The sequence below is a fragment of the Paenibacillus tengchongensis genome (assembly GCF_008973665.1).
Taxonomy (GTDB): Bacteria; Bacillota; Bacilli; order Paenibacillales; family Paenibacillaceae; genus Paenibacillus_AQ; species Paenibacillus_AQ tengchongensis.
This window is the reverse complement of the sequence record NZ_WACP01000001.1, coordinates 181,841-206,982: the sequence shown is the minus strand read 5'-3', so window position 1 is coordinate 206,982 and position 25,142 is coordinate 181,841. Positions and strand designations below refer to the sequence as shown.

Here is a 25,142-nt window from a genome sequence, read left to right as displayed (position 1 = left end):
ACATTTTTGGGAGGTTTATTAATATGGCAAGAGTTAAAGGCGGATTTGTAGTTCGTCGTAGACATAAAAAAGTATTGAAGCTGGCTAAAGGTTATTTCGGTTCGAAACACCGCATTTTCAAAACTGCTAACGAACAAGTTATGAAGTCGATGGTATACGCATACCGCGACCGTCGTCAAACCAAACGTAACTTCCGCAAGCTGTGGATCGTGCGCATCAACGCCGCTGCCCGTCAAAACGGTCTTTCCTACAGCAAACTGGTACACGGCCTGAAGCTGGCCGGTGTAGAAGTGAACCGTAAAATGCTGGCCGATCTGGCCGTTAACGACCTGAATGCGTTCAACTCTCTGGCTGGAGTAGCCAAAGAAAAAATCAACGCTTAAGCGTCCGTTTAAATCGAAAAGCACCGCATCCACGGAAATTCGTGCGACGGTGCTTTTTTGTGCGGTGATTCTGCTCCGCTAAAGCGTCACAGACCTTCCCAGTATTTTGTGGTGCTGAGCTGCGCAGCCAGTTTTTTGCTGCTTGCCCGTCTGACCTTGCGCAGCTCGGAGCGCTCGGCAGCCAGCTCGCTGATCAGCTTCTCTTCTTCGGTTTCAGGGATGACCGCAGGCACCGGGGCCGGTGTTCCGTCCTCGAGGACGGCGACGAAGGTCAGGAAGGAAGTGGCCGCGACGGAGCGGACTCCCGTATACAGATTCTCGGCGATAACCTTAACGAAGACCTCAATACTTGTCCGCCCGGTCCAGGAGACGAAGGATTCGAAGCAGACGGAGTCCGTCGGCCGGATCGGCAGCAGGAAATCAACAGAATCGGTCGAGGCGGTAACGACATTCGTACGGCAATGGCGCATAGCTGAGATGGAAGCGACCTCGTCAATAATGCTCATCAGCTTGCCGCCAAACAGCGTTTTGTGATTGTTCACATCGTTGGGGAACACGCGGCCGGTCTTAAATACACGCGATTCGCGGCAGTATTTGGAGTCGGGCTTTAGTTGCGGGGGATTGAGTTCATCCATGGTTCGGTACTCACCTTTCATACATTATGTAAACAATCATGATAATAGAAATGCGTCGCCGGTGCAATACTAATTGGCAGGAGCTAGTGCTGAAAGCAGCTTTTTTGAACAATTGTAACGTGCACTTAACATGTAAGTAACGTCATTATGGCAGAGAAAGCGTTTGCTTGCGAAAAAGTGCAAAGAATTATTGACCGAGGGTTATTTCTGTCTGGATTTTAAGGATTTGAACAGTTATAATCTGAACTAATGGTATGTCCAAGAAGATAACAAAGACAACCAATTTTTGAAGGGGGATCACTATCGATGAAGAAAGTTTACAAGCTGTCGCTCGTGATGATGCTTGTTTTCACTGTCATTCTGGCAGGCTGCGGAAACAACAATAACACGGCAAATTCCGGCAACAACGCCACTGAGGGCTCCAACGCCGGAACGGCAACCAATGCACCAGCTACTGAAACTCCTGCGGAAGCTCCTAAATCCGATGTCAAAGTCGGCCTGGTTACCGACGTGGGCGGCGTAAACGACAAATCGTTTAACCAATCCGCTTGGGAAGCTCTGGAAGCTCTGAACACTGAATCCGGAGTGGAAATCAAATATCTGCAAAGTAAATCCAATGCAGACTATGTGCCGAACCTGAACCAATTCGTTAAAGGCGGCTACGATCTGACTTGGGGTATCGGCTTTGACCTTGGCGACGCTCTGAAGGAAGTTGCACTGGCCAATCCGGATGCGAAACTGGCCATCATCGACAGCGTTGTTGACGCTCCTAACGTAGAATCTGTTACTTTTGCCGAGAATGAAGGCTCCTTTCTGGTGGGCGTGGTTGCAGGTCTGACTACGAAGACCAACAAAGTCGGCTTCATCGGCGGTATGGACAGCCCGGTAATCAAGCGATTCGAAGTTGGCTTCAAAGCCGGCGTAGAAGCGGTTAACCCTAATGCTGAAGTTACAATCATGTACGCAGGCGCTTACGATAAGCCTGACACTGGTAAATCCATGGCAGCTACTCTGTATAACGCAGGCAACGATATCATCTTCCCTGCTGCAGGCGCTACAGGCAACGGCGTATTCAATGAAGCTAAATCCCGCAATGATGCAGGCGGCACTAAAGTTTGGGTAATCGGCGTTGACAAAGACCAATCCCTGGAATTTGGCGACGATGTAACACTGACTTCCATGATTAAGCGTGTTGATGAAGCGGTGAAGAAGGTATCCCAGCAAGTGGTGGACGGAACGTTTGAAGGCGGCAAGACTACTGTCCTGAGCCTGAAAGACAACGGTGTAGGCCTGCCTGAAACATCCAAAGCCAATGTTACTGAAGACATCCTGGCTAAGGTCGAAGAATACAAGCAAAAGATTATTTCCGGTGAAATCACTGTTCCATCCGAATAATATCGCAACATAGCTTGTTCTTTCTCTCAGCAAAGACAAGGCCGGTTACTGAGCCGGCCTTGTTCCTTGTCAACATCTGTAAGGTAATGCCGGCGGTGCCGCCCTGTTTGGGGCGGTACATCCGTGTCTATAAGCATATATGAAGAATTTGAACGCTGCCGTGATATACGGGACGGCCCAGCGGTTATTTTAGGCAATAATCTATATTCTGTGATGAGGGTGATTCCATGAGTGCTGCGGCTCCTGTCGTAGAGTTGAAGCAAATCACAAAACGCTTTCCCGGTATTGTTGCGAACGACTCCATCAGTCTGACGCTGAACAAAGGGGAGATTCTGGCACTGCTCGGCGAGAACGGAGCGGGCAAATCAACCTTGATGAATATTGTGTTCGGGCTGTACCAGCCTGACGAAGGAAGCATCGAAATTAACGGAAAACCGGTTATTATCGATAGCCCCAACAAAGCTATTGAACTGGGTATCGGGATGGTTCACCAGCATTTTAAACTTGTGGAGCCTTTTACGGTTACCGAAAATATTGTTCTTGGCATGGAACCGAAAAAAGGAGTTAAAATCGACTATAAATCCGCGGCGGAACAGGTCCGTAAGCTTTCCGAGCAGTATGGCCTGCAGGTCAATCCGAATGCGCGCATTCATGATATTTCGGTAGGCATGCAGCAACGCGTGGAAATTATGAAGACGCTGTACCGCGGTGCGGATATCCTTATATTTGACGAGCCAACCGCCGTACTGACTCCGCAGGAGATTACGGAACTGATGGCGATCATGAAGCGGCTTGTCGCTGAAGGCAAATCCATTATTCTGATTACCCATAAGCTTAAGGAAATTATGGAAATTTCCGACCGGGTAACAATTATCCGGCGCGGTAAAGTCATTGATACGGTACAGACAGCCGGAACCAATCCAAACGAGCTGGCGGAGAAAATGGTTGGCCGCGGTGTTACGTTTAAGGTGGACAAGCAAGCGCCTCAGGTGCGTGAAACCGTACTGAAGCTGAATAATGTCAACAGTAAGAGCAAGGAAGGCGTCAATCTGCTTAACGGTCTCAGCTTTGAAGTGAAGGCCGGCGAAATTCTCGGCATCGCGGGAGTCGACGGCAATGGACAAAGTGAACTGATTCAGGCCATCACCGGGCTGCGCAAGATTGACTCTGGTTCCATCACCGTCTCCGGCCATGAAATCGCCAATTTGCCGCCACGTAAGATTTCCGAACTGAATGTCTCGCATATTCCTGAAGACCGGCATAAACATGGGCTGGTGCTTGATTTCAGCGTCAGCGAGAATATGGTGCTTGAAACGTATTATAAGAAGCCTTACACGAAGAACGGATTTTTGCAGCGTGAGGTTATAGACCGTTATGCCGAAAAAATGGTTGCAGCATTCGACGTCCGCACGCCGTCTATTGAGAATAAAGCACGTTCATTATCCGGCGGTAATCAGCAAAAAGCGATTATTGCGCGGGAAATAGACAAAGATCCTGTTCTGCTGATCGCTGCCCAGCCTACCCGCGGTCTGGACGTCGGCGCGATCGAATTTGTGCAGAAGCAACTGATTGCCCAGCGTGACCAGGGAAAAGCAGTATTGCTGATTTCCTTTGAACTGGATGAAATTATGAATGTCTCCGACAGAATTGCCGTAATTTACGAAGGGCAAATTGTCGGTGAAGTATACCCGCAGGATACCAATGACCAGGAGCTGGGGCTGATGATGGCGGGAAGCTTGAAACGGGGAGGAAATGCGGGTGCATAGACTGAAAAAAATCTTTGCGACGGACAGCTACATTGTACCGATTGTGGCGGTCATCATGGGCTTTATAGTCGGGGCTATTGTTATGCTGATTGGCGGTTACGACCCGATTGCAGCCTATTCCTCGCTGTTCCAGCGCGTCTTCGGCAGCTCTTACGACTTCGGGGAAGCCATCCGGGAAATGACACCATTGATGTTTACGGGCCTGGCAGTTGCCTTTGCCTTCCGCTCGGGGATGTTCAACATCGGTGCGGACGGCCAGGTGCTGATCGGTATGACAGCCGCTTCTCTGGTAGGCATTAAGCTGTCGGGAATGCCGACGTACCTGCTGGTTCCGCTCGCGGTTATTGCAGCCGGACTGGCTGGTGGTCTATGGGCCGGTTTTGCCGGATATCTGAAAGCCAAGCGCGGCATAAATGAAGTTATCACGACCATTATGCTGAACTGGATTGCGCTTTATTTATCCAATTACATCGTCAAGAATTTTCTGCTGCTTGAGGGGCAGAACCGTTCCGTGGATAACCCGGCTTCGATGTCGATGACCTTTCTGGCCTCGGCCTTTGACAATGCCCGTATCCATTGGGGGACAGTGCTTGCGCTTGCGGCTGCAACTTTCTTCTATCTGTATCTGTGGAAGACCAAACAGGGCTATGAGATGCGGGCCGTCGGCTTTAACCCGCATGCGGCCGAGTATGCCGGTATGAACGTAGGCCGCAACGTGGTCAAAGCAATGTTCATCAGCGGTGTGTTTGCCGGACTGGCCGGGGCGGGTGAGGTTCTGGGCGTGTTCCACTATCAATCAATCTTCGCTGCTTCCCCGGGTTACGGGTTTGACGGAATTGCCGTCGCACTGCTGGGCCTGACCCATCCGTTCGGCGTCATCCTGGCCGCGATTCTGTACGGCATGCTGACCTACGGTTCGGCAGGTATGAGCTTTGGTGCGGATGTTCCGCCGGAACTGATCCGTATCGTTATCGGTTCGATCATATTCTTTATCGCTGCCCAAGGAATTGTGCGCTGGGTGCTGAAGCCGTTTTACTTCAAGCGCAAGAAAGAGAAGGTGTCTTAGATGGATCTGCAGACGTTAGGACAGTTGCTGAACACAACGCTTGTTTTTTCCACAGCGCTTATATTCGCTGCACTTGGCGGCATCTTCTCTGAACGTTCCGGTGTGGTTAATATCGGACTCGAAGGTCTGATGATGTTCGGTGCTTTTGCAGCCGCTGTTGGCGGTTATTATGCCCAGGATGCCGGTATGGGAGCTTGGGCGCCTTGGGTAGGTATGCTCTGCGCTATGGCGGTGGGTGTGCTGGGCTCGCTGATTCATGCCGTGGCTTCCATTACCTTCAAGGCGGACCAGACGATCAGTGGTACGGTGATCAACTTCCTGGCCGCAGGCAGTACGCTTTATATGGTTAAGCTGCTGTTCGAGGGAGCCGGCGAGACTCCGTTGATCGATGGTTTCAAAAAGATTAAAATCCCCGGCCTGTCGGAAATTCCGGTCATCGGCGAAGGGATTTTCAATTCATATCCAACAACCTACCTGGTCATTGTGCTGGTTATTGTTATCTATTTCATTCTGTTTAAGACACCATTCGGTCTGCGTCTGCGCGCGGTCGGTGAGCATCCGAGCGCTGCCGATACACTCGGTGTCAACGTCAAACGGATGAGATATATCGGCGTTATGCTGAGCGGTCTTCTTGCCGGTCTAGGTGGGGCAACCATCACTCTCACCACTACTGGTACGTTTGCGCACAACACCATTTCCGGTCAGGGCTTTATCGCAATTGCAGCGATGATCTTCGGAAAATGGAATCCGCTGGGTGCGTTTGGGGCAGCCGTATTCTTCGGCTTCTCCCAGGCGATCCGGAATTATGTGCAATTGTTTGACTGGTCCAGCAGTATTCCGCAGGAATTTATCTTCATGATTCCTTATGTGTTGACCATTATTGTGCTGGTCAGTGCAGTCGGCCGCTCTTCGGCTCCAAAAGCGCTCGGGGAACCGTACGATCCTGGCAAACGTTAAATCAGGCAACTGACATACAGAGTTTACATCTTCTCAACCGCTTTTCCGGCAAGTTCCGGAGAAGCGGTTTTTTTGTATATCAGCGTATCCGGGCGGGTAAACAGGCCGACAGTGGCTCTAGCGCATAGACTGATCTGGAATCTGAGCAAGCATGCAGCATTCAAGACATATTTCATTGATTAGGAGGGATAACATGGCAACCCAAGTCACAAAGAAACAGGTACTGAAGCTGGTAGGCAAACAAATTGTTGCCGTGAAAAAAGACGGCTCCAGAGTGACGGGCAAGCTGGTCCGTGTCTCAGGCAACCGTCTGATTCTGCAGAAGACATCCGGTAAAAAAGTGCAAACCAAAGCCTTAATTCCCCTGGTATTGTTCGACTTGCTGGCCGTCGGCACGGCTCCTTATGCTTACGGCCCTTACGGAGGCTACGGCCCCGGTCCAGGTCCAGTACCTTACGGTCCTTATGGCCCCGGCGGCTACGGCCCCGGCGTTCCTCCATATCCGCCGCCCGGATTTTTCTAAACAAAGAGAAACTGCTTAACGGTCGAATTGCTTCTCGTACTCATAACAATAATTTTGCGGCTGATAACGGGCTACGCTGTAGCCCAATTTTTGATAAAAGGCAATGCCGGCCGTATTGCCGACGTCCACGGCAACCTTGGCCCTCCGGCAGCCGCGTGATAGTGCAAACCGCTCGGCCCGGTCCATGAGCATGTTTCCCCAGCGCTTGCGCCTTGCCGCAGGAGAGATGGCCAGCATGTCGATGTAGAGCAAATCGCCGTGAAGCATAAAGTGAACAAAGCCGAGTGGATCGCTTTCGTAATCCGGGCAAGCTACCAAAGTGACCCCATGCCCCAGGCGGCGGGGGAGATCTTTGCGGACCTGATTGATCACGGTCTGGGGAAGATGAGACAGCGGGACGAGCTGCTTCTCGATCAGGTCAAGAATGACGTTGTCATCCTGTTTGGGTCTGCGGTAGCGGATCATGGAGCGCCCCCTTTCCACACATTGTCGTACATCATATGCCCGGGCTGGTGTGGGCGTTCCGGCAACTGCTTGAGAACAATATGTGTCGTTTCTGAAAATATGGGTATTGACTAACCGTGTGAGGAATCATATAATGTGTCTAAACATTTTAACGAACATACATGCAACGGCAATGAAGAGGACGAAGTTTTAAGGGCTCTTTTGACCAGAGAGTGTGAGGGCATGCTGAAACCTCCACCATAATCCCTTATATACGAGCTCACCTCGGAGCTGTTTCCCTGAAAGGTCCACCGGCAAGAACGGCGGAATTATTAGGGGGAATCGTATAGTCCGCGTTACGGACTTCAGGTATGAAGATTTGGGCCCTGCCTACATCGATGGATTTTTGTACCTGATAAGGCGTTGTATCGCGAGATACAATGCAAACATGGGTGGTACCACGGAAGATCAACCTTTCGTCCCTCACGCGCTATCATTTTTCTGCGCGTGGGAGGCGGAAGGTTTTTTTGTTGTTATGTCGCCGAGTGCTTTGAATAGAAATTTTGAATGAAAAGACGGTCCGTCATCTGTATGGATGTTAACCATCGAAGGGAGGAATACTGATGAGCGCGCCAAATTCAGAAGTGCGGTCTACAGAAGAATTACGTGAGAAATGGAAGAATCCCGAGGTGATTACCGGTTCGGAGATTCTGCTGCGCAGTCTGGTCCTGGAAGGTGTGGACACCGTATTCGGTTATCCGGGCGGAGCGGTGCTTTATATTTACGACGCGCTCCACGGCTTTACCGATTTCCAGCATATTCTCACAAGACACGAGCAAGGAGCGATTCATGCCGCCGACGGTTACGCCCGTGCAAGCGGCAAGCCGGGTGTCTGCATCGCCACCTCCGGCCCGGGGGCTACGAATCTGGTCACCGGAATCGCTACTGCATTCATGGATTCCGTGCCTCTCGTAGTCATCACCGGCAATGTCTTCTCCAGTCTCATCGGCACCGATGCTTTCCAGGAAGCGGACATTACCGGTATTACAATGCCGATTACGAAACACAGCTATCTGGTGCGCGATGTGGAGGATCTGCCGCGGGTTATTCACGAGGCGTTCCATATCGCCAATACCGGCCGTAAGGGACCGGTCCTGATTGACATTCCGAAGGATGTATCGGCAGCGAAAACGCTGTTCACCCCGCCGCAGCATCAGGGAGTGAATCTGCGTGGTTATAACCCGCGTACCGTTCCGAACAAGCTGCAGCTCGACAAGCTGGTCCGTGCCATCAGCGCTGCAGAGCGGCCGATCATCATCGCCGGCGGCGGCGTTATTTACTCCGGGGCTCATGAAGAAATGTTTGAATTCGTGAAACGTACCGAAATCCCGATTACGACGACTTTGCTGGGGCTTGGTTGTTTCCCTAGCGGCCATGAGCTGTGGATGGGCATGCCTGGGATGCACGGTACTTACACTGCCAACAACGCGATACAGCAATGCGACCTGCTCATCAACATCGGTGCACGCTTCGACGACCGGGTGACGGGCAAGCTGGACGGCTTTGCACCGCATGCCAAGATCGTGCATATCGACATTGATCCTGCCGAGATCGGCAAGAATGTTGCACCGGATATTCCGATTGTCGGAGACGTAAAGACCGTGCTGGAAATGCTTCTCCCGGATCTGACCCGGGCAGCGAATGCCGATGCCTGGAGAACACAAATCGCCCAGTGGAAGCTTGATTATCCGCTGAAGTACAACGACTCCACGGAAGAGCTCAAGCCGCAATGGGTTATCGAAATGATCAACGATACCACCGAAGGCAACGCTATTGTGACGACGGATGTCGGGCAGCATCAGATGTGGGCGGCCCAGTATTACAAATTCAATCATCCGCGTTCCTGGATTACATCCGGCGGCCTTGGCACCATGGGCTTTGGATTCCCGTCGGCAATCGGTGCGCAGATGGCTGAGCCTGAACGGCTGGTTGTATCCATTAACGGTGACGGCGGCATGCAGATGTGCTCCCAGGAGCTGGCTATTTGCGCCATCAACAATATTCCGGTAAAGATCGTGGTCATTAACAACCAGGTGCTCGGAATGGTCCGGCAATGGCAGAATTTGATCTATGAAAAGCGTTACAGCTACACGGATCTGGCCGGCAGCCCTGATTTCGTCAAGCTGGCTGAAGCCTACGGCGTCAAGGGACTGCGGGCAACCAGCAAGGAAGAGGCAGGTGCCGTGTGGAAGGAAGCGCTGGAAACTCCTGGTCCTGTTCTGGTGGAATTCGTCGTCTCCAAGGATGAGAATGTCTACCCGATGGTAACTCAGGGCTCTACCATTGATCAAATGCTTATGGGAGATGAATGACCGTGATGAGACATACGATTTCCGTGCTAGTAAATGACCAACCCGGCGTGCTGCAGCGGGTAGCCGGCCTGTTCGGCCGCCGCGGCTTTAATATCGAGAGCATCACTGTCGGACAGTCCGAGGAAACCGGACTGTCGCGGATGGTTATCGTGACACTGGGCGACCAGCACACGCTCGAACAGATTGAGAAACAGCTTTATAAACTGATCGATGTAATCAAGGTCGTTGATCTTGGCGCCAAGCCGATGGTAGCCCGGGAGCTGGCTTTGATCAAGGTCAAAGCGGAGCCAGCCGAGCGCCCCGAAATTATGGGGGTCGTAGAGACCTTCCGCGCTTCGGTCGTCGATATCGGATCGACCAGCCTGCTGGTGCAGGTGGTAGGCGATACCACCAAAATCGATGCAATGATTGAGCTGCTGAAGCCTTATGGCATCAAAGAGCTGTCGCGTACCGGGGTAACCGCGATGATCCGCGGCAATGCCTGATTGTTATAATTTACAGCTTTAACGGATTGCTGCTTGGTTGCTTTAATCTATATAAGATCATTGAATACCCCGCTAAAGGGCGGGGGCTTGAGCAGCGGAGCCGCCAGAACCGGACAATCCGCTCCTGAAGCACCCGCTCTTTACGATGGGTCCAATTTAAAGGAGGATATTGACAATGGCAGTTACAACGTACTATGAACAGGATGCAGAGCTCAGCGTATTAAAAGGAAAGACAATTGCGGTAATCGGGTACGGCAGCCAGGGACATGCCCAGGCGCAGAACCTGCGCGACAGCGGTCTCCAGGTCATTATCGGCCTGCGTGAAGGCAAATCCTTTGAAACTGCCAAGAACGACGGCTTTGAAGTGTTGCCTGTCGCTGAAGCAGTATCCCGGGCGGATGTAGTGCAAATTCTGATGCCGGACGAAACACAGGCTTCCGTATATAAGAATGAAATCGAACCAAACCTGAAGAGCGGTGCCGCTCTGATGTTCTCCCACGGCTTCAACGTTCATTTCGGACAAATCGTCGCTCCTAAGGATGCTGACGTGCTGCTGGTTGCACCGAAATCTCCGGGTCACATGGTACGGCGCACGTATGTGGAAGGATTCGGCGTTCCCGGCCTGATCGCCATCGAGCAGGACGCAACCGGCAATGCCAAAGCCATTGGACTCGCTTATGCGAAGGGAATCGGCTGTACCCGTGCAGGGGTTATCGAAACTTCCTTCCGTGAAGAAACGGAAACCGACCTGTTCGGTGAGCAGGCTGTATTGTGCGGCGGTGTATCGGCACTGATCAAAGCCGGCTTCGAAACGCTGACCGAAGCGGGCTACGCTCCGGAGATGGCCTACTTCGAATGTCTGCATGAATTGAAGCTGATTGTGGACCTGATCTATGAAGGAGGTCTGGCAACCATGCGCGATTCCATCAGTAACACTGCGGAATACGGCGACTACGTTACCGGCCCGCGTGTAGTAACCGATGAAACGAAGAAAGCGATGAAGGCTGTACTGAGCGATATCCAGCAGGGTAAGTTTGCCCGTGACTTCATCCTGGAGAACCAGTCCGGACGCGCCTTCCTGACAGCAACGCGCCGTAATGAAGCTGCTCATCCGATTGAAGTGGTCGGCGGACAGCTGCGCGAAATGATGCACTGGATCAAGAAGTAAGGTCATATACTTAACTTATACATCTGTAATATCGAAGACCCTGGATGCGGCCGCGGCAACGCGGGCCGCATTTGGGGTTTAAGCACAACTTCAGGAGGTGCTCGGGAATGCGGAAGATTTATGTGTTCGATACGACGCTGCGTGACGGGGAGCAATCGCCGGGCGTTAATCTGAACACCCGCGAGAAAGTGGAAATTGCCTATCAGCTGGAGAAGCTCGGGATTGACCGGATGGAAGCCGGCTTTCCGGCGGCTTCGCCCGGCGACCTGGCTGCAGTCAATGCGGTGGCGCGGGCGGTTAAGGATGTAACGGTAATCGGCTTGTCCCGCTCCAGGGAAAGTGATATTGATGCGGTCCGTGAAGCCCTGCAGGGAGCTGCAGATCCATGTATTCACTTGTTTCTGGCAACATCGCCGATTCACCGCCAGCATAAGCTGCGGATGGAGAAGGAGCAGGTGCTGGAAACTGCCCAGGCGGCAATCCGTTACGCCAAGAAATACTTCTCCAAACTGGAATTCTCGCTGGAAGATGCGGGCCGTACAGAGCGCGATTTCATGGCCGAGATGGTAGCGATGGCGATCCGCGAAGGCGCGAATGTGGTGAATATTCCCGATACGGTCGGCTACCTGAATCCGGCGGAATACGGTGCGATCTTCAAATTCCTCAAAGATACGGTGCCGGGAATTGAACGAGTCCAGCTCAGCGCACATTGTCACAACGACTTAGGGATGGCTACCGCCAATACGCTGGCCGCGATCCAGAACGGCGCCGATCAGATTGAAGGCACCATCAACGGCATCGGTGAACGCGCCGGGAACACGGCGATTGAAGAGGTGGCGATGGCGCTGGAGACACGCAATGAATTCTTCGGAGCGAAGACCTCGCTGGTGCTCTCCGAAATTTCCCGCACCAGCCGTCTGGTCAGCAAGCTGACCGGGATGGTTGTTCCGGGCAATAAGGCCATTGTCGGAGCCAACGCTTTTGCCCATGAGTCGGGTATCCACCAGGACGGCATGCTGAAAGAGAAGACGACCTATGAGATCATGACTCCCGAGACAATCGGTCTTAAGGAAAGCAAGCTGGTGCTCGGCAAGCATTCCGGCCGTCATGCCTTCCGCGACAAGCTCAGCGATCTCGGCTATGAGCTCAGCGAAGAGGAGCTGAACGAAGCGTTCAGCCGCTTCAAGGAGCTGGCGGACAAGAAGAAGGAAGTATCGGATGAGGATATTCTGGCGCTGCTCGAAGCTAAGCTGATCGATACGCCGGAGATTTTCAGCCTGAAGACGATTTATGTAACCTACGGCAATGAGGCGACGCCGACGGCCAAGGTGGTCCTTAATGGACCGCAGCCGGAGCCGATTGTTGCGGAAGCCGAAGGGAACGGCTCTGTAGACGCGATTTACAATGCGATCGACAGGGCTACCGGTGAGGAAGTCACGCTGGGCGATTACTCTATCAAAGCGGTCAGCCGCGGAAAAGACGCCCAGGGCGAAGTTCACGTCGTCCTCACCCAGGGCGAAGTGGCCGCACAGGGCCGGGGTCTGAGCACCGACATTCTGGAGGCCAGTGCCAGAGCTTACCTGGATGCGCTCAACAAGCTGCTGGAGAAGCGCAAGACTTTTACACGGCGGGCACACGCCCAGATGTAACCTGAATTGAACCGATGCAAGCTGCCGGACTGCGGGAAGAACCGCTGCTCCGGCAGCTTTTTGCTGCTTATTCCGCTAGTGTAACAAGGCCTCGTTAATTCGCCAGAATAATTCATGGAAATTTATCGTTTCATTGTTCCACAGCATGATGATATGGAGCTTGTGCTCCGGATACTGAAAGATTTCCGATCTGAATCCGGGGGTGCCTCCGCCGATTAAGCGGCGGTTCCTTCCCATATCCAAAAACCAGCCGTATCCGTAGGTCAGTGCGGGATCGAAATCCACCAAGCCGTATGGAGTAAACATTTTGTCCGATAAATGCTCTGCCAGCACATCTCCTTTAAGCATGGCATTGCACCATTGATTCAGATCTCTTGCCGTTGAATACAGTTCGCCCGGGATCTGATCAAGGTCTGATAATTTGTCGTTGTCGGCATTTCTGTATTCTCCGTCCACAATGGTGTGTCCATAGGCGCGATTTTTGTTGATCACCCGCGGATTATCCTGTCCGGTGTCCTTCATGCCCAGCGGCTCCAGAAACATCTCTTTCAGCAATCTCTCAAATGTTTGTCCCGTCACCTTCTCCAGGATGTAGGCGACCATTAAAAAACCGGTACTGCTGTATTTCCAGCGTTTCCCCGGAGGATAAGGCTGCTTCTGCTCTCCTAAATAACTCAAGAAATCCCTGTTGTCATAGGCCAGCTTGCTGATTTCATGCCGCAGATGAGGAACGGCATAAATGTCGGACAGCCCGGAGGTATTGGAAAGCAAGTGATGGATGGTTGTTTCCGGGTGCAGCCGCTCCAGTTCCGGTAAATAGAGGCCGGGATGGTGATTCAGGCTGACTCTGCCTTCCCCGTGCAGCTTCAGGGCTGCGGCGGCGGTAAACATTTTGGTCAAAGAAGCGATATGAAACTTCGTTTCAGGGGTATTGGGCACACGCAGTTGAATGCTCGCCTCCCCATAGGCTTTTTCAAATATTACATCGTAATTTCTTGCGATTAATAGGGTTCCGCTTAACGGCTTTTCTCCTTGATACTTGTTAACAAGATCTTCAATGGTTCTCTGCAGATGGGTCAAAATAATTCCTCCTTTTTACGGCAATAAACCTATTCCTCATTTCTTCGGCTATTCCTTTCTCCAGCAACAACCGTATATTCTCATTCATAAAGTTCATTGGGTCCCGCCAGGTAAAATGTTGTCAAATCCGGCGGTTTTCCGCACTTGGCGGCAATCTTGTAGTACCATAAACGTAGAGTTTAAACCGGATGAATATTTTTTTGAAAAAGCTGCAGGGGTGCAGAGCGGTTCGGCGTCTAACGTTATGTAACTGAAGGAGGGGAGCACACTGGAAGAGGCAGAATGGATTGCTGCCGTGCTGGAAGGCCAGCGTCAGGCGTTTGGACATCTGGTCAACCGTTACCAGGGCATGGTCTATAGAGTATGTTTCAAAATTACGGGAGAAGCCGAGTCGGCCAAGGATATGGCCCAGGAGGTATTCATTAAAGCGTACAAGGCGCTCCCTTCCTTCAGAGGGCAGTCATCGTTCTCCACCTGGCTGTACCGGATCGCCTATCGGACCTGTCTCGACTGGAAAAGAGCGAATGACCGGGAATGGCAGCACCGGACAGCGGCGGATTACACGGAGAACGATTATATCTCTTCACAGACGCCAGAGCAGGAGGCGCTCCGCAAGGAGGCCACACAGGAATTGGACCGGAATTTGAACAATCTCGCAGAGCCGTACCGGTCGGTTGTGCAGTTGTATTATTTCCAGCGCCATTCCTATCAGGAAATTGCCGAGCAGAAAGGGGTTTCGGTCAAAACGGTCGAATCCCAGCTCTACAGGGCCAGACAAATGATGCGTAAACTCGGGGAGGAATGGCGATGAAGTGTGCAACAGTACAAGAGTGGATGCCTCATTATATAGACGGCCAGTTATCTCCGGATATGGAGCTGCAGCTCCGGCTGCACACGGACTCCTGCCCGGAATGCGCACAGTGGCTGGAAGAAGCCAGAGAGCTGGCGGCAATTTGGAACGAAGAAGACAGTGCTTGGGCAGCGCCGGGTCTGCCGGACTTTCCGGATTTGACGGATTCGGTGATGTCGGAGATTGAACGGCTTGAGAATGGCCGTAAAGAACGCAGCATACAGCCGACTGCAGCCAGACGGCGTACCGCTCCGCGCACATCCTGGATGCATTACTGCCTGGCGGTCGGTTTGACCCTGGTGCTGGTGCAGCTCGGAATATTTGAGAATCTGGCCTATGGAATCAGTGAAATCAATGGCCATATGTCCAGCTCGGTCGGTGCTTGGCTGTCCAACACACCAGCTGACAAATAAATTTAATTGCTGCAATGTAAATACAAGATGCGAATTTTTCGCAAAACTTTTAGGAGGATAAACATGATCAAGAAAAAACGCTGGCTGACTTTTTTCCTGGCCTGGATTCCAGGCTTGGGCCACATGTATCTGGGCTTCAAGAAGCTGGGCCTGGAGTACATGATTGGTGCGATACTATGCATTATTTTCATCCCTTCCATGCCGTCGATTTTCCCGTTTGCCCTGGCCGCGCTCTGGTTCTATCAGCTGTTCGACGCGCTGCAGAAGGCTGCCTGGATGAAGCTGTCTGTGGAAGAGCATGAACGGATGATGTTTCATCCCGACGCCTATAGTGCACCTTGGAGCATGGGAGTACCACCGATGCCCAGCTATCCCCAGGAGGAAGTCAGCCCTGTATGGGTCGGCATCGGCTGCGTAATCGCCGGCTTCCTGCTGATGGTCATCAATGTTTTTCCGTGGCTGTGGCGGATCCTCGTCGATATGAATATCGGAACGATTCTGCTGGCGCTGGCACTGATCGGATACGGGTTCAGACTGCTGCGAAAGAACACAAAAGTTTAGGAAATGGGGTATGGACGGATGGGAAGATGGAAGGTTGGCAGCTTCACCGCTGCGCTTGGCTGTATTGCGCTGGGCGCGCTGGTGGTGCTGGCCCAGCTTGATATTGTATCTTATGATCTGCTGGGCTATCTCTGGCCTGCGCTGCTGATCCTGTTCGGAGTTGAAATGCTGCTGCGGCTGCTGCTGAAATCGGAGACGAAGACTCGCGTCAGTGCATGGGCAATCATTCTGATCATTGTGCTGGTGCTGGCCAGCGGAGGCCAGTCCATGCTTGCGGGAGGCTCGCTGGCAGGCATCCTCGGCAGGTCGCATCTCGTCCCTGTGCAGGGAATGGTGGATAATCTGAATGGCATTACCACTGTAAAGGTAGATTTGCCAAACGGCAAGGTTAAGGTTACCGGGGTGGATAGCAACACTTTAGATTATAAGGGTGAGCTAGAGATAGACGGTGACTCAGAGGTAGAGGCCGCCGGCAGGCTGGCTGAAGAGTGGAAGGTTACTGCCGAAGGAGACACGCTGACGCTGGAGCAGAAGCATGACGATAGCTGGTTGTCGGACATTCACTTCGGGATTTACACGAAATCGCCGTATCTGGAAATCACGCTGCCGAGCAGTCTGGCCGTTGAAGTCGAAACCAGCGACGGCACCATTGAAGCATGGAATCTGGATGCCGGTCTTAAGGCGGACACCAGCAATGGAAAGCTGGATATCCATGACATTGCCGGCGGTGTAGAGGCGCATACCAGCAACGGAACGATGACAGTGCAAAATGTACAGGGAGAGGTTGAACTCAAAAGCTCCAACGGTGCCATTGAGCTCGATAACATCGACGGCCCGCTTGAAGCCAAGAGCAGCAACGGGCGGATCACCGCCAACTCAGCGGTGACCGGAAACTGGAAGCTTTCGTCAAGCAACGGCAAAATTACCGTTAACCTTCCGGCGGTTGCTGATGCACAAATTGAAGCGGACACCAGCAATGGCTCGCTGAAGGGGAATATCGGCTGGGATTACGACGGTGACGGCAAGGATAACGGGAAGGCCACGCTGGGCAGCGGCACCCATGAGGTGAAGCTTTCGACCAGCAATGGTTCTATAACGGTGGATACCGCCGAATAAGAGAAAGAGAGCCGCCTTGCGCAGAAGAAAATGCGTGAGGCGGCTCTCTTTCGATATTGCAGGATGGTAAATACCGATTACCAGGCATACGCGTTCGGAGCGGCACCGCCGGGTCCGGGGAAGATCTCGTCCAGGCGCTTCAGTACGGACTCGTCCAGTACGATTTCGAGACTGCGCAGGGCGCTTTCGAACTGCTCCAAGGTGCGTGGTCCGATAATCGGCGCGGTGACTGCGGGATTGGCGAGCAGCCAGGCAAGCGCGATGTTGTCCTGCGGCTCGCCCAGCTCGCGGCTGAGCTCGGCGAAGGCTTCAAGCTGGGCCTTGTGCTGCTCGATGCGCTCGGCGTTGCCGCCGCTGCGCGAGCCTTCAATCTTCTTGAGGGCATTGCGGCCGAGCAATCCGCCGTCCAGCGGGCTCCACGGGATGACGCCCAGGCCGAGGCTCTGTGCGGCGGGAAGGACCTCAAGCTCCGGCAGGCGGCAGGTCAGGCTGTACTTGTGCTGCTCCGACACCAGGCCCAGGAAGCCGCGGTTCTTCGCTTCCATCTGGGCAACAGCGATATCCCAGCCCGCGAAATTACTGGAGCCGACGTAGCCGATCTTGCCTTGGCTGACGGCCAGTTCGAAGGCACCCCAAAGCTCGTCCCATGTGACATTGCGGTCGACGTGATGCATCTGGTACAGCTCGATATGATCGGTCTGCAACCGCTGCAGTGAACCTTCCAGATGACGGCGGATAATATAAGAGGACAGACCGCGTTCATCGTTGGGACCGTCCAGCTTATCGCTCATTGCGCCGTACACCTTGGTGGCAAGCACGGTCTTCTCGCGCCGTCCGCCGCCCTGCTTGAACCAACGGCCGATGATCGTCTCTGTAAGACCGGAATTCTCACCCCAGCCGTAAATGTTTGCGGTGTCAAAAAAATTGATGCCCGCGTCAAGCGCGGCGTCCATAATGCGGAAAGCTTCCTTCTCATCGGTAATCGGACCGAAATTCATCGTTCCCAAACACAGGCGGCTGACCTTCATGCCGGATTTGCCAAGCTTCGTAAACTGCACTCTGCAATCACTCCTCGCTTCAGATGGATGATGACAATTAAGCAAGCTCATTACTTATTTATTGTAAACAACCTGCAAATCAAGAGCAAATTTATCCTATAGGCAATACCTATCACGTTCATAGAATCTATATCTTTGTCCTTTGGCCGGGCTTATGTTACAACAGTATACAGAAGAACTATGCCTGCTAATTAAGCTGGTGGTTATGCCAGCAAATCCATTGGGGAGTGACAAACATGAGCGAAGTGAAAAAGATCGCCGTTATTGCCGGAGACGGAATCGGACCTGAAGTGGTGGCCGAAGCGGAAAAAGTGCTTAAAAAGGCAGAGGAAGTGTTCGGCTACAAATTTGAAACGGAGCATGCCCTCTTCGGCGGTATCGCCATCGATGAACGGGGAACGCCGCTGCCGGAGGATACTCTGGACATTTGCCGCAATGCCGATGCGGTGCTGCTGGGTGCCGTAGGCGGACCGAAATGGGACAACAATCCGAAAGAACTGCGCCCGGAGACTGGACTGCTCGGTATCCGCAAAGCGCTGGGATTGTTCTCCAACCTGCGTCCCGCCGTTGTCTTTGACTGTTTGAAGGATGCATCCACGCTGAAGCCTGAAGTGCTGGAAGGCACGGATCTGATGGTCGTGCGGGAGCTGACCGGCGGAATCTACTTCGGCGACAAGCTGCGCCGGCAGGGTGAGCACGGAGAAGAAGCAGTGGATACCTGCGTATACAACGTAACGGAAGTGGAGCGCATCGTGCGCCAGGCTTTTGAGATTGCCGGCAAGCGCCGCAATAAGCTGGCCAGCGTAGATAAAGCCAACGTGCTGGAAACCTCCCGTCTTTGGAGAGAGGTCGTTAACCGGATCGCTCCGGAATATCCGCAGGTGGAGCTGGAGCATGTGCTGGTCGACAACTGCGCCATGCAGCTGCTGCGCCGTCCGTCCAGCTTCGACGTCATTGTAACTGAGAATATGTTCGGCGACATTCTGAGCGATGAAGCAGCTATGCTGACCGGATCCATCGGCATGCTGGCCTCCGCGTCGCTGGGTGAGGGCAGCTACGGCCTGTATGAACCGGTACACGGCTCCGCTCCCGACATTGCCGGTCAAGGGTTGGCCAACCCGATCGCTACTATTCTGTCGCTTGCGCTGATGTTCCGCCTGACCTTCGGCTACGAAGATGCTGCGGCTGCCATTGAGGCTGCTGTAGCCGAGGTTCTGGATGCCGGACACCGCACAGGGGACATTGCCGTCGATAAGAGCAAAGCGATCAGCACTTCCGCTATGGGCGACCTGATTGTAGCCGCTATTCGTAAGGCATAAATTAAACCGGATTCTCCTTTAATGAAGCGGAAAATCAAAAAACTTCACAAAAGGTACTTAATTTATAATCATTATAATTAAGTAATAAATGCAATATTGACTTTGGATTTCTGCAGTGCTACCATTTGGTCAACAGCTGGTAGACAAGCTAGATAGAATCCTTGTTACAAGGATAGCATTTATCTTGCTTGACGTGCATGTTATTGTTTTTTTGCTTTACATATTCATAAGGAGGATTGTTTGGATGGCGGAACGTTTGGTGGGCAGGCAAGCCCCTGATTTCACCATGGAGGTTGTAACCGGCGACGGCCAGGAATTCGGCGTCAGAAGCTTGTCCGACTATCGGGGCAAATGGCTGGTCTTATTCTTTTATCCGCTCGATTTCACCTATGTTTGTCCTACGGAGATTACCGCTCTAAGCGAGTTTGCTGCTGACTTTGCGGATTTGGATACCGAAATACTGGGTGTTAGCGTCGATTCGGTGCACAGCCATAAAGCCTGGATCAGCCTGCCGAAGGATAAGAACGGCCTCGGACCTGTAAATTACCCGCTAGCCTCAGACATTACCAAGAAGGTAGCGGCTGATTACGGGGTGTTGATCGAAGAGGAAGGTGTGGCACTGCGCGGTCTGTTCATTATTGATCCCGACGGTGAACTGAAGTATGAAGTGGTCAACCATAATGATATCGGACGAAGCGTCGACGAAACACTGCGTGTGCTGCAAGCTTTGCAGTCCGGCGGACTATGCGCCATGAACTGGCAGCCGGGTGATAAGAACCTGTAATCCCCATTTGTCTTCGTCCCTGTTCTTTGATAGACTAATGAAACCTCCTTCCGGGTAGATTCCAGGCGAGGGGGTTTTTTGCACCAGACTGCCGGAAGTAGTAATCAGGCTGAATTTGGGTGCAGAAGGTCTGCTTTGAACCTGCGGAACATGGAATCTCTGCGGCGTAATTGTAATACAATAATAAGAATACAAGTGTCTATACTCAGGGGAGGGTGAACAATAATGAGCTTTTGCTGTGGAGCGAGTATGGTTGGAACTAAGGGAACCCTAAAGCATTATCGCACGCAAGTCCATAATGTTCCCCTGCTGTTTTGTCCGGTATGCCACCGGGTGGAGGTACATTACAAGGTCGAAAACGAGTATGAGATTCTCGCGGAATACGCCCATGGCGACGGTGTAACGGATGTGGATTTTCAGGACTACGTCATGGAGGATGACGAAGCCATCTTCGAGAACGTCGTAAATCTGGAAAGCGAGGATCCGCTGGCGATTGTGCGCAGCCAGATCGACATGGCCCTGGACTTGCTGGCTGTAGCCAAGCGAATCGGCGACACCAAATGGGAACGGGAACTGAAGAAACGGCTTGCCGTAATGAGCCAGCGCCGTCTTCGTCTCCAACAGAAAGCATAGCGGTTGGTACAGGCATAAATGACGCCAAAAGTGGATAGATGCTCATAAAAGAAGCCCTCGCAGCTGCGGAGGCTTTTTTTGTTGCGCATTTTTTTGCTGTGCAGCGGTTTGAAACAAATCCCAAAACGGCGGGGTTTTTATCCGTATTTTTGTGACTGGATAGTCAATATTTGCAGTTGTTTCAAGGGCGTGTGCATGACATGAGATTTAATGTGTCTTAAGAATCATTTTTATCAATAAATCTGCCATTCGACAGTTTCTCCGATTGCGTTGTCTTCTGCTCTTGGATATGATTGGAATATAGATGAAACGGTTGGATTTAATATTACGATTTCCGAATGTTCTGGCGGCTTCGTCATATAATCAAATACATAGTAATTTGATGTCGCTTTAGCATCTGCGTCCAAAAGCGGTAAAGGGGGAACATCGTATCGTGATCAGCCAATATCAGGAAAGCCTGCTTCTGCCGGAAAGAATGTTTCAATCTGGTTCCATGGACACTACATATGAAGATGTACTGGAGCACATTGACAGCGGAATTATGCTTTTTGATGAGGAGGGCATGCTTACGTTCGTCAACAGACAGATGTATGGAATGCTTGAATTAACGCGTCATTCCTTAGTGGGCTGCACTATGTCCGATCTGTTATCGAACGTTCAACTGGGCCGTTTCAAGAAGAAGCATCTGCTGCGGAGTTATCGTGAAATGGTGCTCAAAGGGAAGCAGTGCTATGAGTTTATGGACGAATACGGCCGCTACTGGCGCATATCCTTGTTCTGCGGAGAACAGATGCGGGGCTATTATTTGTTTACGGTAAAAGAAATATCTGATTTCAAGCTGATTGAACAGACCGCATACCAGAACGATAGTCTGGCCATGCTGGGCAAGCTGTCCGCCTCCATTGCCCACGAGATTCGGAATCCGCTTACAGCGATCCGCGGCTTCATCCAATTACTGCACCCTTACCTCCACCAGCTTGGCAAGGAGGAGTATGCCAAGATTATCCTTGCCGAAATTGACCGGGCCAACGATATTATTCATGAATTTTTGTCTTCCTCCAAGCCCTCGGTTCCCCAAGTGACTATGATTCCGGTATCTGCTCTGCTTAAAGAGGTTGTATTGCTCGCGGAAAGTGAAGCCCTGATGAAAGGTACTCAGATCAATCTTCACCCGCTGCATGAAGATATGGTTATCTCCGGTGATATTAAACAGATGAAGCAAGTGGTTCTAAATATGATCCGCAATGCTATGGAAGCGATCACGGAGCGTGTGGACGATTTCTCCGGCCGCATTGAAATTGGCGCACGCCGCGAAGGTGGGGAAGTCCGCATCTTCATTTCGGACAATGGCAAGGGAATGGACATCTGCACTTTGGACAGGTTGTTTAAGCCCTTCTTTACAACGAAGGAGAACGGGACCGGACTGGGGCTGTCGGTCAGCGACCGGATTGTTAAGAATCACGGCGGCTGCATCTCGGTGAGCAGCCGGTTGAACGAAGGGACGCGGTTTACCATTACGCTCCCGCTGATTCAATAGATGAACTACAGGCAAAAGCCTGAGGCTTCTGCAATTGCAGAAACCTCAGGCTTTTTTGGCTGCCGCTAAACTAACCGGCGGACGGTGTGTTATAGGGTACCGCCGGATTTCTTGGCTTTGACCTGATTGGTGAAAGACTGTACACCGCCAATAATCTTATCGCGAGTCTGTTTATTCTTTAATAGATAGGCAGCTCCCAGCGCTACAGTGGTAAACAATGTCTTCTTGGTATTCATGCGAATCCCTCCCAGATAAAGTTGCTTGCTGTAGTTGCTTACAACAAACATACCCGCTCCGGAGGGATTCAAATCTTGTGAATATTTACCAATTATTCTTTATGCCTGCAGCTTCTTGTCGGAGGCCGCGGGGCCGCAGCAGGAAAGCGGCGAATCAAGCGTTGCGGCAGCACAGCTTTTGGCCTTATCGCAGCCGGCGCAGGCCCCTTCTTTACCTTTCTGCACATGGCGGTAAATCATCCAGCCCGAATACCCGAACACGGCGCCTGCAATAATAATATTCACGAGCATTGTTTATCACCGCTTTCCTAATATAAGTCCTGCAACAGAGGTTCTACGACCAGCCGAGCAAGCGTCCGACCTGGAAAATAACCAGTGAAACGATGTAGGCAAGCACGAGGGAATACCCCATGGAGAAGAGTGTCCATTTCCAGGAAGCCGTCTCTTTCTTGATGACTCCCACTGTGGCCAGACAAGGAATATAGAGGAGGATAAAGGCCATAAAGCTGATTGAGCTTAAAGGAGTAAACACTTGGGCAATCTGATTCTCAAGCCCGGGAGCATCCGGTACATGGTAAATGATATTCATCGTCGATACAACGACCTCTTTAGCCAGGAAGCCGGGAACCAGCGTAGAGCCGGCTTGCCAGGTGCCGAAGCCTAGCGGTTCCAGCAGTGGTGCAATCAATCCGCCGAACTTGGCCAGGAAGCTGTCGTCCATCGCCACATCCAGACCGCCGGGACCGGCATAAGTCATCAGCCAGATAATGACTGAGCCGGCGAGGATAATAGTTCCCGCTTTGCGCAGGAAGCCTTTGCCTTTCTCCCAGGTACTGCGGCCGAGCGTCTTGAATTGCGGCATCCGGTACGGAGGCAGCTCTACAATAAAGACAGAAGAATCGTTCTTGAACAAATGCTTGGAGAACAACTTACACAAAACCAGCGCGAACACAACGCCAAGCACATACATGGACAGTACGGCAGCAGCCTGACGCTGCGGGAAGAATACGGCGGCGAACAGCAGATACACCGGCAAGCGGGCCGAGCAGGACATGAGCGGCATCAGCAATGTAGTGAGCATCCGGTCCTTGGGCTGCTCGATGCTGCGCGCGGCCATAATCGCCGGAACATTGCAGCCGAAACCGATGATAAACGGAATAAATGCCTTGCCGTTCAGTCCCATCCGTTCCATGGTGCTGTCCATCAGCAGACAGACGCGGGCCATATATCCGGAATCCTCCAGGAAGGAGATCATCAGGAACAGAATAAAGATTTGCGGAACAAAGACCAGCACACCGCCGACACCACCGATGATTCCGTCGACAATGAGGGCGTGCGTGAAGCCGGAGGCGCCAATGCTCTCAAGAAGCGTTCCTGCACCGTCGCTGAGCGGTCCGGCAATAAAACCGTCGAGCAAATCAGATAAAGGTGCACCAATCCATTCAAAGGTGGCCTTAAACATCACGTACATAAAGAAGATGAACAGCGGCAGCCCGAGATACCGGTGCGTCAGGACAGCGTCCAGTCTTTCCGTCAAATTATGCGGTTTAATTGAACTCGTATCCATGGCTTCCCGGCACAGGGAGCGGATATAATCCATGCGGACAGACCGGATCCATTGCGGCAGTGTCAGGGCAAGCTTGCGGCTCTGCAGATTGCTCTGGCAGCTGTCACAGATAGCGAGCATGCGCCCGGTGTCCATCCGCTTGCTTAGCAGCTCTAGTATAATCGGATTCTGCTCCATGAGCTGCAGCGCAACCCAGCGGTGATTGGGCAGGCCTTGGATCTCGCTTAGTTCTTGCTCAATGGAGGCAATCGCTTCCTCGGCCAGTTCCCCGTAATCCAGCCTGAAATTTACTGCCGGGATCGCCGAGGTGTGCTGCAGCACACTCAGCACTTGGGCGCTTCCCTTGCCGGTTCTGGCCACCAGGGGCAAGACCGTAATGCCGAGCCGGGCCTCCAGCACCTCCGGGTTCACATGAATGCCACGGGCATTCGCCACGTCAATCATATTGAGGCCCAGCAGCGTCGGTTTGCCGTATTCAAGGAGCTGCAGCGTCAGCAGCAGATTCCGTTCGAGCTGGGAAGCATCAACGATATTGATCAGCGCCTCAGGCGTCTCCTCAACCAGGTATTGGGCTGCAACCCCTTCATCGCGGGAGAGGGGGTGCAGCGAATAGATACCTGGCAGGTCAATCAGCTTGCCGGCGCCGTTCTTCAGGCTGCCGACCTTTTTCTCAACCGTTACGCCCGCCCAGTTGCCGACATATTCGTAGGAGGAGGTCAAGGTATTGAACAGCGAGGTCTTTCCGGTATTGGGATTCCCGACAAGTGCGACCGAGCTCATGACACATTCACCTCAATCCGCGAAGCTTCCTTCCGGCGGATGGCGAACAACTGGCCGTTACATTCCAGGGTTACGGGACCGAGGAAGGGGCCTCTCCCTTTCAAACGGACAACCACGCCTTCGGATACCCCAAGATCGGCAAGACGGCGCCGCAGGATAGGGTTCATGCCTTCTATTTTGAGAATGGAGCAAGTAGAGCCCGGTTGTAAACGCAGCAAGGAGCAGGATGTGGAAGCCATATTAATATCCCTCCGAAAGAGATTGAGAATCAATCTCAATGATTAATTTCTTGTAATGTATCATTTTTCACAAGGTAATTCCGTGATCTTTGTCATGACTTGGCCGAACTTCGCAAATATTATAGT

At 52.3% G+C, this 25,142-nt stretch carries 26 protein-coding genes; 18 read left to right on the top strand and 8 right to left on the bottom strand.

Annotation, left to right across the window (positions count from 1 at the left end; genetic code table 11):
- The first annotated feature begins 23 nt into the window (after window positions 1-23).
- A complete protein-coding gene (gene rplT, locus F1381_RS00645; RefSeq protein ID WP_151732902.1) occupies window positions 24-383 on the top strand; it encodes a 50S ribosomal protein L20 in 360 nt (119 codons plus the stop codon).
- Window positions 384-469: 86 nt separating this feature from the next.
- Here rplT and F1381_RS00640 read toward each other — a convergent pair whose 3' ends face one another.
- A complete protein-coding gene (locus tag F1381_RS00640; RefSeq protein WP_151732901.1) occupies window positions 470-1,018 on the bottom strand; it encodes an acyl-CoA thioesterase in 549 nt (182 codons plus the stop codon).
- 306 nt (window positions 1,019-1,324) lie between these two features.
- Here F1381_RS00640 and F1381_RS00635 point away from each other — a divergent pair, with 306 nt between their 5' ends.
- The 5 genes from F1381_RS00635 to F1381_RS00615 all read left to right on the top strand — a co-directional run bounded on the left by F1381_RS00635 (window position 1,325) and on the right by F1381_RS00615 (window position 6,725).
- Window positions 1,325-2,413 (top strand): BMP family lipoprotein, encoded by a 1,089-nt coding sequence (locus tag F1381_RS00635; RefSeq protein ID WP_151732900.1) that lies wholly within the window; start codon window positions 1,325-1,327, stop codon window positions 2,411-2,413.
- 227 nt (window positions 2,414-2,640) lie between these two features.
- Window positions 2,641-4,179 carry an ABC transporter ATP-binding protein gene (locus F1381_RS00630; protein ID WP_151732899.1) on the top strand — a complete coding sequence of 513 codons (1,539 nt, stop codon included), beginning with the start codon at window positions 2,641-2,643 and terminating at the stop codon, window positions 4,177-4,179.
- Window positions 4,172-5,245: an ABC transporter permease gene (locus F1381_RS00625; RefSeq protein ID WP_151732898.1), complete on the top strand. Its 1,074-nt coding sequence runs from the start codon at window positions 4,172-4,174 to the stop codon at window positions 5,243-5,245. Before F1381_RS00630 ends, F1381_RS00625 begins: the two co-directional genes overlap by 8 nt.
- Window positions 5,246-6,202, top strand: a complete 957-nt coding sequence (locus F1381_RS00620; RefSeq protein ID WP_151732897.1) for an ABC transporter permease — start codon at window positions 5,246-5,248, stop codon at window positions 6,200-6,202.
- A gap of 193 nt (window positions 6,203-6,395) precedes the next feature.
- Window positions 6,396-6,725, top strand: coding sequence for a hypothetical protein (locus F1381_RS00615; protein WP_151732896.1), 330 nt, complete (start codon window positions 6,396-6,398; stop codon window positions 6,723-6,725).
- A 15-nt stretch (window positions 6,726-6,740) separates the two neighbouring features.
- Here the strand turns inward: F1381_RS00615 and F1381_RS00610 are convergent, their stop codons facing one another.
- Window positions 6,741-7,190 carry a GNAT family N-acetyltransferase gene (locus F1381_RS00610; protein WP_151732895.1) on the bottom strand — a complete coding sequence of 150 codons (450 nt, stop codon included), beginning with the start codon at window positions 7,188-7,190 and terminating at the stop codon, window positions 6,741-6,743.
- 602 nt (window positions 7,191-7,792) lie between these two features.
- Here F1381_RS00610 and ilvB point away from each other — a divergent pair.
- The 4 genes from ilvB to F1381_RS00590 all read left to right on the top strand — a co-directional run bounded on the left by ilvB (window position 7,793) and on the right by F1381_RS00590 (window position 12,843).
- Window positions 7,793-9,541, top strand: a complete 1,749-nt coding sequence (ilvB, locus tag F1381_RS00605) for a biosynthetic-type acetolactate synthase large subunit (protein WP_151732894.1) — start codon at window positions 7,793-7,795, stop codon at window positions 9,539-9,541.
- Window positions 9,538-10,026: an acetolactate synthase small subunit gene (ilvN, locus tag F1381_RS00600; RefSeq protein ID WP_151732893.1), complete on the top strand. Its 489-nt coding sequence runs from the start codon at window positions 9,538-9,540 to the stop codon at window positions 10,024-10,026. The genes ilvB and ilvN overlap by 4 nt, the downstream gene beginning before the upstream one ends.
- Before the next feature lie 175 nt (window positions 10,027-10,201).
- Window positions 10,202-11,194 (top strand): ketol-acid reductoisomerase, encoded by a 993-nt coding sequence (gene ilvC, locus F1381_RS00595; protein WP_151732892.1) that lies wholly within the window; start codon window positions 10,202-10,204, stop codon window positions 11,192-11,194.
- A gap of 107 nt (window positions 11,195-11,301) precedes the next feature.
- Window positions 11,302-12,843 carry a 2-isopropylmalate synthase gene (locus F1381_RS00590; protein ID WP_151732891.1) on the top strand — a complete coding sequence of 514 codons (1,542 nt, stop codon included), beginning with the start codon at window positions 11,302-11,304 and terminating at the stop codon, window positions 12,841-12,843.
- Window positions 12,844-12,918: 75 nt separating this feature from the next.
- Here the strand turns inward: F1381_RS00590 and F1381_RS00585 are convergent, their stop codons facing one another.
- Window positions 12,919-13,923, bottom strand: coding sequence for a serine hydrolase domain-containing protein (locus tag F1381_RS00585; RefSeq protein ID WP_246187854.1), 1,005 nt, complete (start codon window positions 13,921-13,923; stop codon window positions 12,919-12,921).
- Window positions 13,924-14,173: 250 nt separating this feature from the next.
- Between F1381_RS00585 and F1381_RS00580 the strand changes: the two genes are divergently transcribed.
- The 4 genes from F1381_RS00580 to F1381_RS00565 all read left to right on the top strand — a co-directional run bounded on the left by F1381_RS00580 (window position 14,174) and on the right by F1381_RS00565 (window position 16,863).
- Window positions 14,174-14,734 carry a sigma-70 family RNA polymerase sigma factor gene (locus tag F1381_RS00580; RefSeq protein WP_151732890.1) on the top strand — a complete coding sequence of 187 codons (561 nt, stop codon included), beginning with the start codon at window positions 14,174-14,176 and terminating at the stop codon, window positions 14,732-14,734.
- Window positions 14,731-15,186: an anti-sigma factor gene (locus F1381_RS00575; protein WP_187355125.1), complete on the top strand. Its 456-nt coding sequence runs from the start codon at window positions 14,731-14,733 to the stop codon at window positions 15,184-15,186. Before F1381_RS00580 ends, F1381_RS00575 begins: the two co-directional genes overlap by 4 nt.
- Window positions 15,187-15,249: 63 nt before the next feature.
- Window positions 15,250-15,747, top strand: coding sequence for a hypothetical protein (locus F1381_RS00570; RefSeq protein WP_151732888.1), 498 nt, complete (start codon window positions 15,250-15,252; stop codon window positions 15,745-15,747).
- A gap of 18 nt (window positions 15,748-15,765) precedes the next feature.
- Complete coding sequence (locus F1381_RS00565) at window positions 15,766-16,863, top strand: DUF4097 family beta strand repeat-containing protein (RefSeq protein ID WP_187355124.1); 1,098 nt, start codon at window positions 15,766-15,768, stop codon at window positions 16,861-16,863.
- Between the two features lie 77 nt (window positions 16,864-16,940).
- Here the strand turns inward: F1381_RS00565 and F1381_RS00560 are convergent, their stop codons facing one another.
- Window positions 16,941-17,921, bottom strand: a complete 981-nt coding sequence (locus F1381_RS00560; RefSeq protein ID WP_151732886.1) for an aldo/keto reductase — start codon at window positions 17,919-17,921, stop codon at window positions 16,941-16,943.
- A gap of 236 nt (window positions 17,922-18,157) precedes the next feature.
- Here F1381_RS00560 and leuB point away from each other — a divergent pair, with 236 nt between their 5' ends.
- From leuB to F1381_RS00540, 4 genes are all read left to right on the top strand, one after another.
- On the top strand, window positions 18,158-19,240 hold the full coding sequence (gene leuB / locus F1381_RS00555) for a 3-isopropylmalate dehydrogenase (RefSeq protein WP_151732885.1): 1,083 nt from the start codon (window positions 18,158-18,160) through the stop codon (window positions 19,238-19,240).
- Window positions 19,241-19,484: 244 nt separating this feature from the next.
- Window positions 19,485-20,024, top strand: coding sequence for a peroxiredoxin (locus tag F1381_RS00550; RefSeq protein ID WP_151732884.1), 540 nt, complete (start codon window positions 19,485-19,487; stop codon window positions 20,022-20,024).
- A 225-nt stretch (window positions 20,025-20,249) separates the two neighbouring features.
- Window positions 20,250-20,657 (top strand): hypothetical protein, encoded by a 408-nt coding sequence (locus tag F1381_RS00545; protein ID WP_151732883.1) that lies wholly within the window; start codon window positions 20,250-20,252, stop codon window positions 20,655-20,657.
- A 433-nt stretch (window positions 20,658-21,090) separates the two neighbouring features.
- On the top strand, window positions 21,091-22,194 hold the full coding sequence (locus F1381_RS00540) for an ATP-binding protein (RefSeq protein ID WP_151732882.1): 1,104 nt from the start codon (window positions 21,091-21,093) through the stop codon (window positions 22,192-22,194).
- Window positions 22,195-22,283: 89 nt separating this feature from the next.
- On the opposite strand, the gene F1381_RS28030 is transcribed toward F1381_RS00540, so the two are convergent.
- The 4 genes from F1381_RS28030 to F1381_RS00525 all read right to left on the bottom strand — a co-directional run bounded on the left by F1381_RS28030 (window position 22,284) and on the right by F1381_RS00525 (window position 24,944).
- The gene (locus tag F1381_RS28030; RefSeq protein ID WP_187355123.1) at window positions 22,284-22,430 is read right to left on the bottom strand and encodes a hypothetical protein; all 147 of its coding nucleotides are present in this window, start codon (window positions 22,428-22,430) and stop codon (window positions 22,284-22,286) included.
- 99 nt (window positions 22,431-22,529) lie between these two features.
- Window positions 22,530-22,721, bottom strand: coding sequence for a FeoB-associated Cys-rich membrane protein (locus F1381_RS00535; RefSeq protein WP_151732881.1), 192 nt, complete (start codon window positions 22,719-22,721; stop codon window positions 22,530-22,532).
- Window positions 22,722-22,764: 43 nt separating this feature from the next.
- The gene (gene feoB / locus F1381_RS00530; protein WP_151732880.1) at window positions 22,765-24,777 is read right to left on the bottom strand and encodes a ferrous iron transport protein B; all 2,013 of its coding nucleotides are present in this window, start codon (window positions 24,775-24,777) and stop codon (window positions 22,765-22,767) included.
- On the bottom strand, window positions 24,774-24,944 hold the full coding sequence (locus F1381_RS00525) for a FeoA family protein (protein WP_246187853.1): 171 nt from the start codon (window positions 24,942-24,944) through the stop codon (window positions 24,774-24,776). The genes feoB and F1381_RS00525 overlap by 4 nt, the downstream gene beginning before the upstream one ends.
- Window positions 24,945-25,142 lie beyond the last annotated feature (198 nt).

Bases quoted from the DNA above. Each gene is read 5' to 3' on its own strand.
- F1381_RS00525 (WP_246187853.1), bottom strand. From the start codon at position 24,944: ATGAACCCTATCCTGCGGCGCCGTCTTGCCGATCTTGGGGTATCCGAA.
- F1381_RS00575 (WP_187355125.1), top strand. From the start codon at position 14,731: ATGAAGTGTGCAACAGTACAAGAGTGGATGCCTCATTATATAGACGGC.
- ilvC (WP_151732892.1), top strand. From the start codon at position 10,202: ATGGCAGTTACAACGTACTATGAACAGGATGCAGAGCTCAGCGTATTA.
- F1381_RS00565 (WP_187355124.1), top strand. From the start codon at position 15,766: ATGGGAAGATGGAAGGTTGGCAGCTTCACCGCTGCGCTTGGCTGTATT.
- F1381_RS00640 (WP_151732901.1), bottom strand. From the start codon at position 1,018: ATGGATGAACTCAATCCCCCGCAACTAAAGCCCGACTCCAAATACTGC.
- F1381_RS00635 (WP_151732900.1), top strand. From the start codon at position 1,325: ATGAAGAAAGTTTACAAGCTGTCGCTCGTGATGATGCTTGTTTTCACT.
- F1381_RS00590 (WP_151732891.1), top strand. From the start codon at position 11,302: ATGCGGAAGATTTATGTGTTCGATACGACGCTGCGTGACGGGGAGCAA.
- F1381_RS00570 (WP_151732888.1), top strand. From the start codon at position 15,250: ATGATCAAGAAAAAACGCTGGCTGACTTTTTTCCTGGCCTGGATTCCA.
- F1381_RS00630 (WP_151732899.1), top strand. From the start codon at position 2,641: ATGAGTGCTGCGGCTCCTGTCGTAGAGTTGAAGCAAATCACAAAACGC.
- F1381_RS00535 (WP_151732881.1), bottom strand. From the start codon at position 22,721: ATGCTCGTGAATATTATTATTGCAGGCGCCGTGTTCGGGTATTCGGGC.
- rplT (WP_151732902.1), top strand. From the start codon at position 24: ATGGCAAGAGTTAAAGGCGGATTTGTAGTTCGTCGTAGACATAAAAAA.
- feoB (WP_151732880.1), bottom strand. From the start codon at position 24,777: ATGAGCTCGGTCGCACTTGTCGGGAATCCCAATACCGGAAAGACCTCG.
- leuB (WP_151732885.1), top strand. From the start codon at position 18,158: ATGAGCGAAGTGAAAAAGATCGCCGTTATTGCCGGAGACGGAATCGGA.
- F1381_RS28030 (WP_187355123.1), bottom strand. From the start codon at position 22,430: ATGAATACCAAGAAGACATTGTTTACCACTGTAGCGCTGGGAGCTGCC.
- ilvB (WP_151732894.1), top strand. From the start codon at position 7,793: ATGAGCGCGCCAAATTCAGAAGTGCGGTCTACAGAAGAATTACGTGAG.
- F1381_RS00550 (WP_151732884.1), top strand. From the start codon at position 19,485: ATGGCGGAACGTTTGGTGGGCAGGCAAGCCCCTGATTTCACCATGGAG.
- F1381_RS00545 (WP_151732883.1), top strand. From the start codon at position 20,250: ATGAGCTTTTGCTGTGGAGCGAGTATGGTTGGAACTAAGGGAACCCTA.
- F1381_RS00615 (WP_151732896.1), top strand. From the start codon at position 6,396: ATGGCAACCCAAGTCACAAAGAAACAGGTACTGAAGCTGGTAGGCAAA.
- F1381_RS00620 (WP_151732897.1), top strand. From the start codon at position 5,246: ATGGATCTGCAGACGTTAGGACAGTTGCTGAACACAACGCTTGTTTTT.
- ilvN (WP_151732893.1), top strand. From the start codon at position 9,538: ATGACCGTGATGAGACATACGATTTCCGTGCTAGTAAATGACCAACCC.
- F1381_RS00610 (WP_151732895.1), bottom strand. From the start codon at position 7,190: ATGATCCGCTACCGCAGACCCAAACAGGATGACAACGTCATTCTTGAC.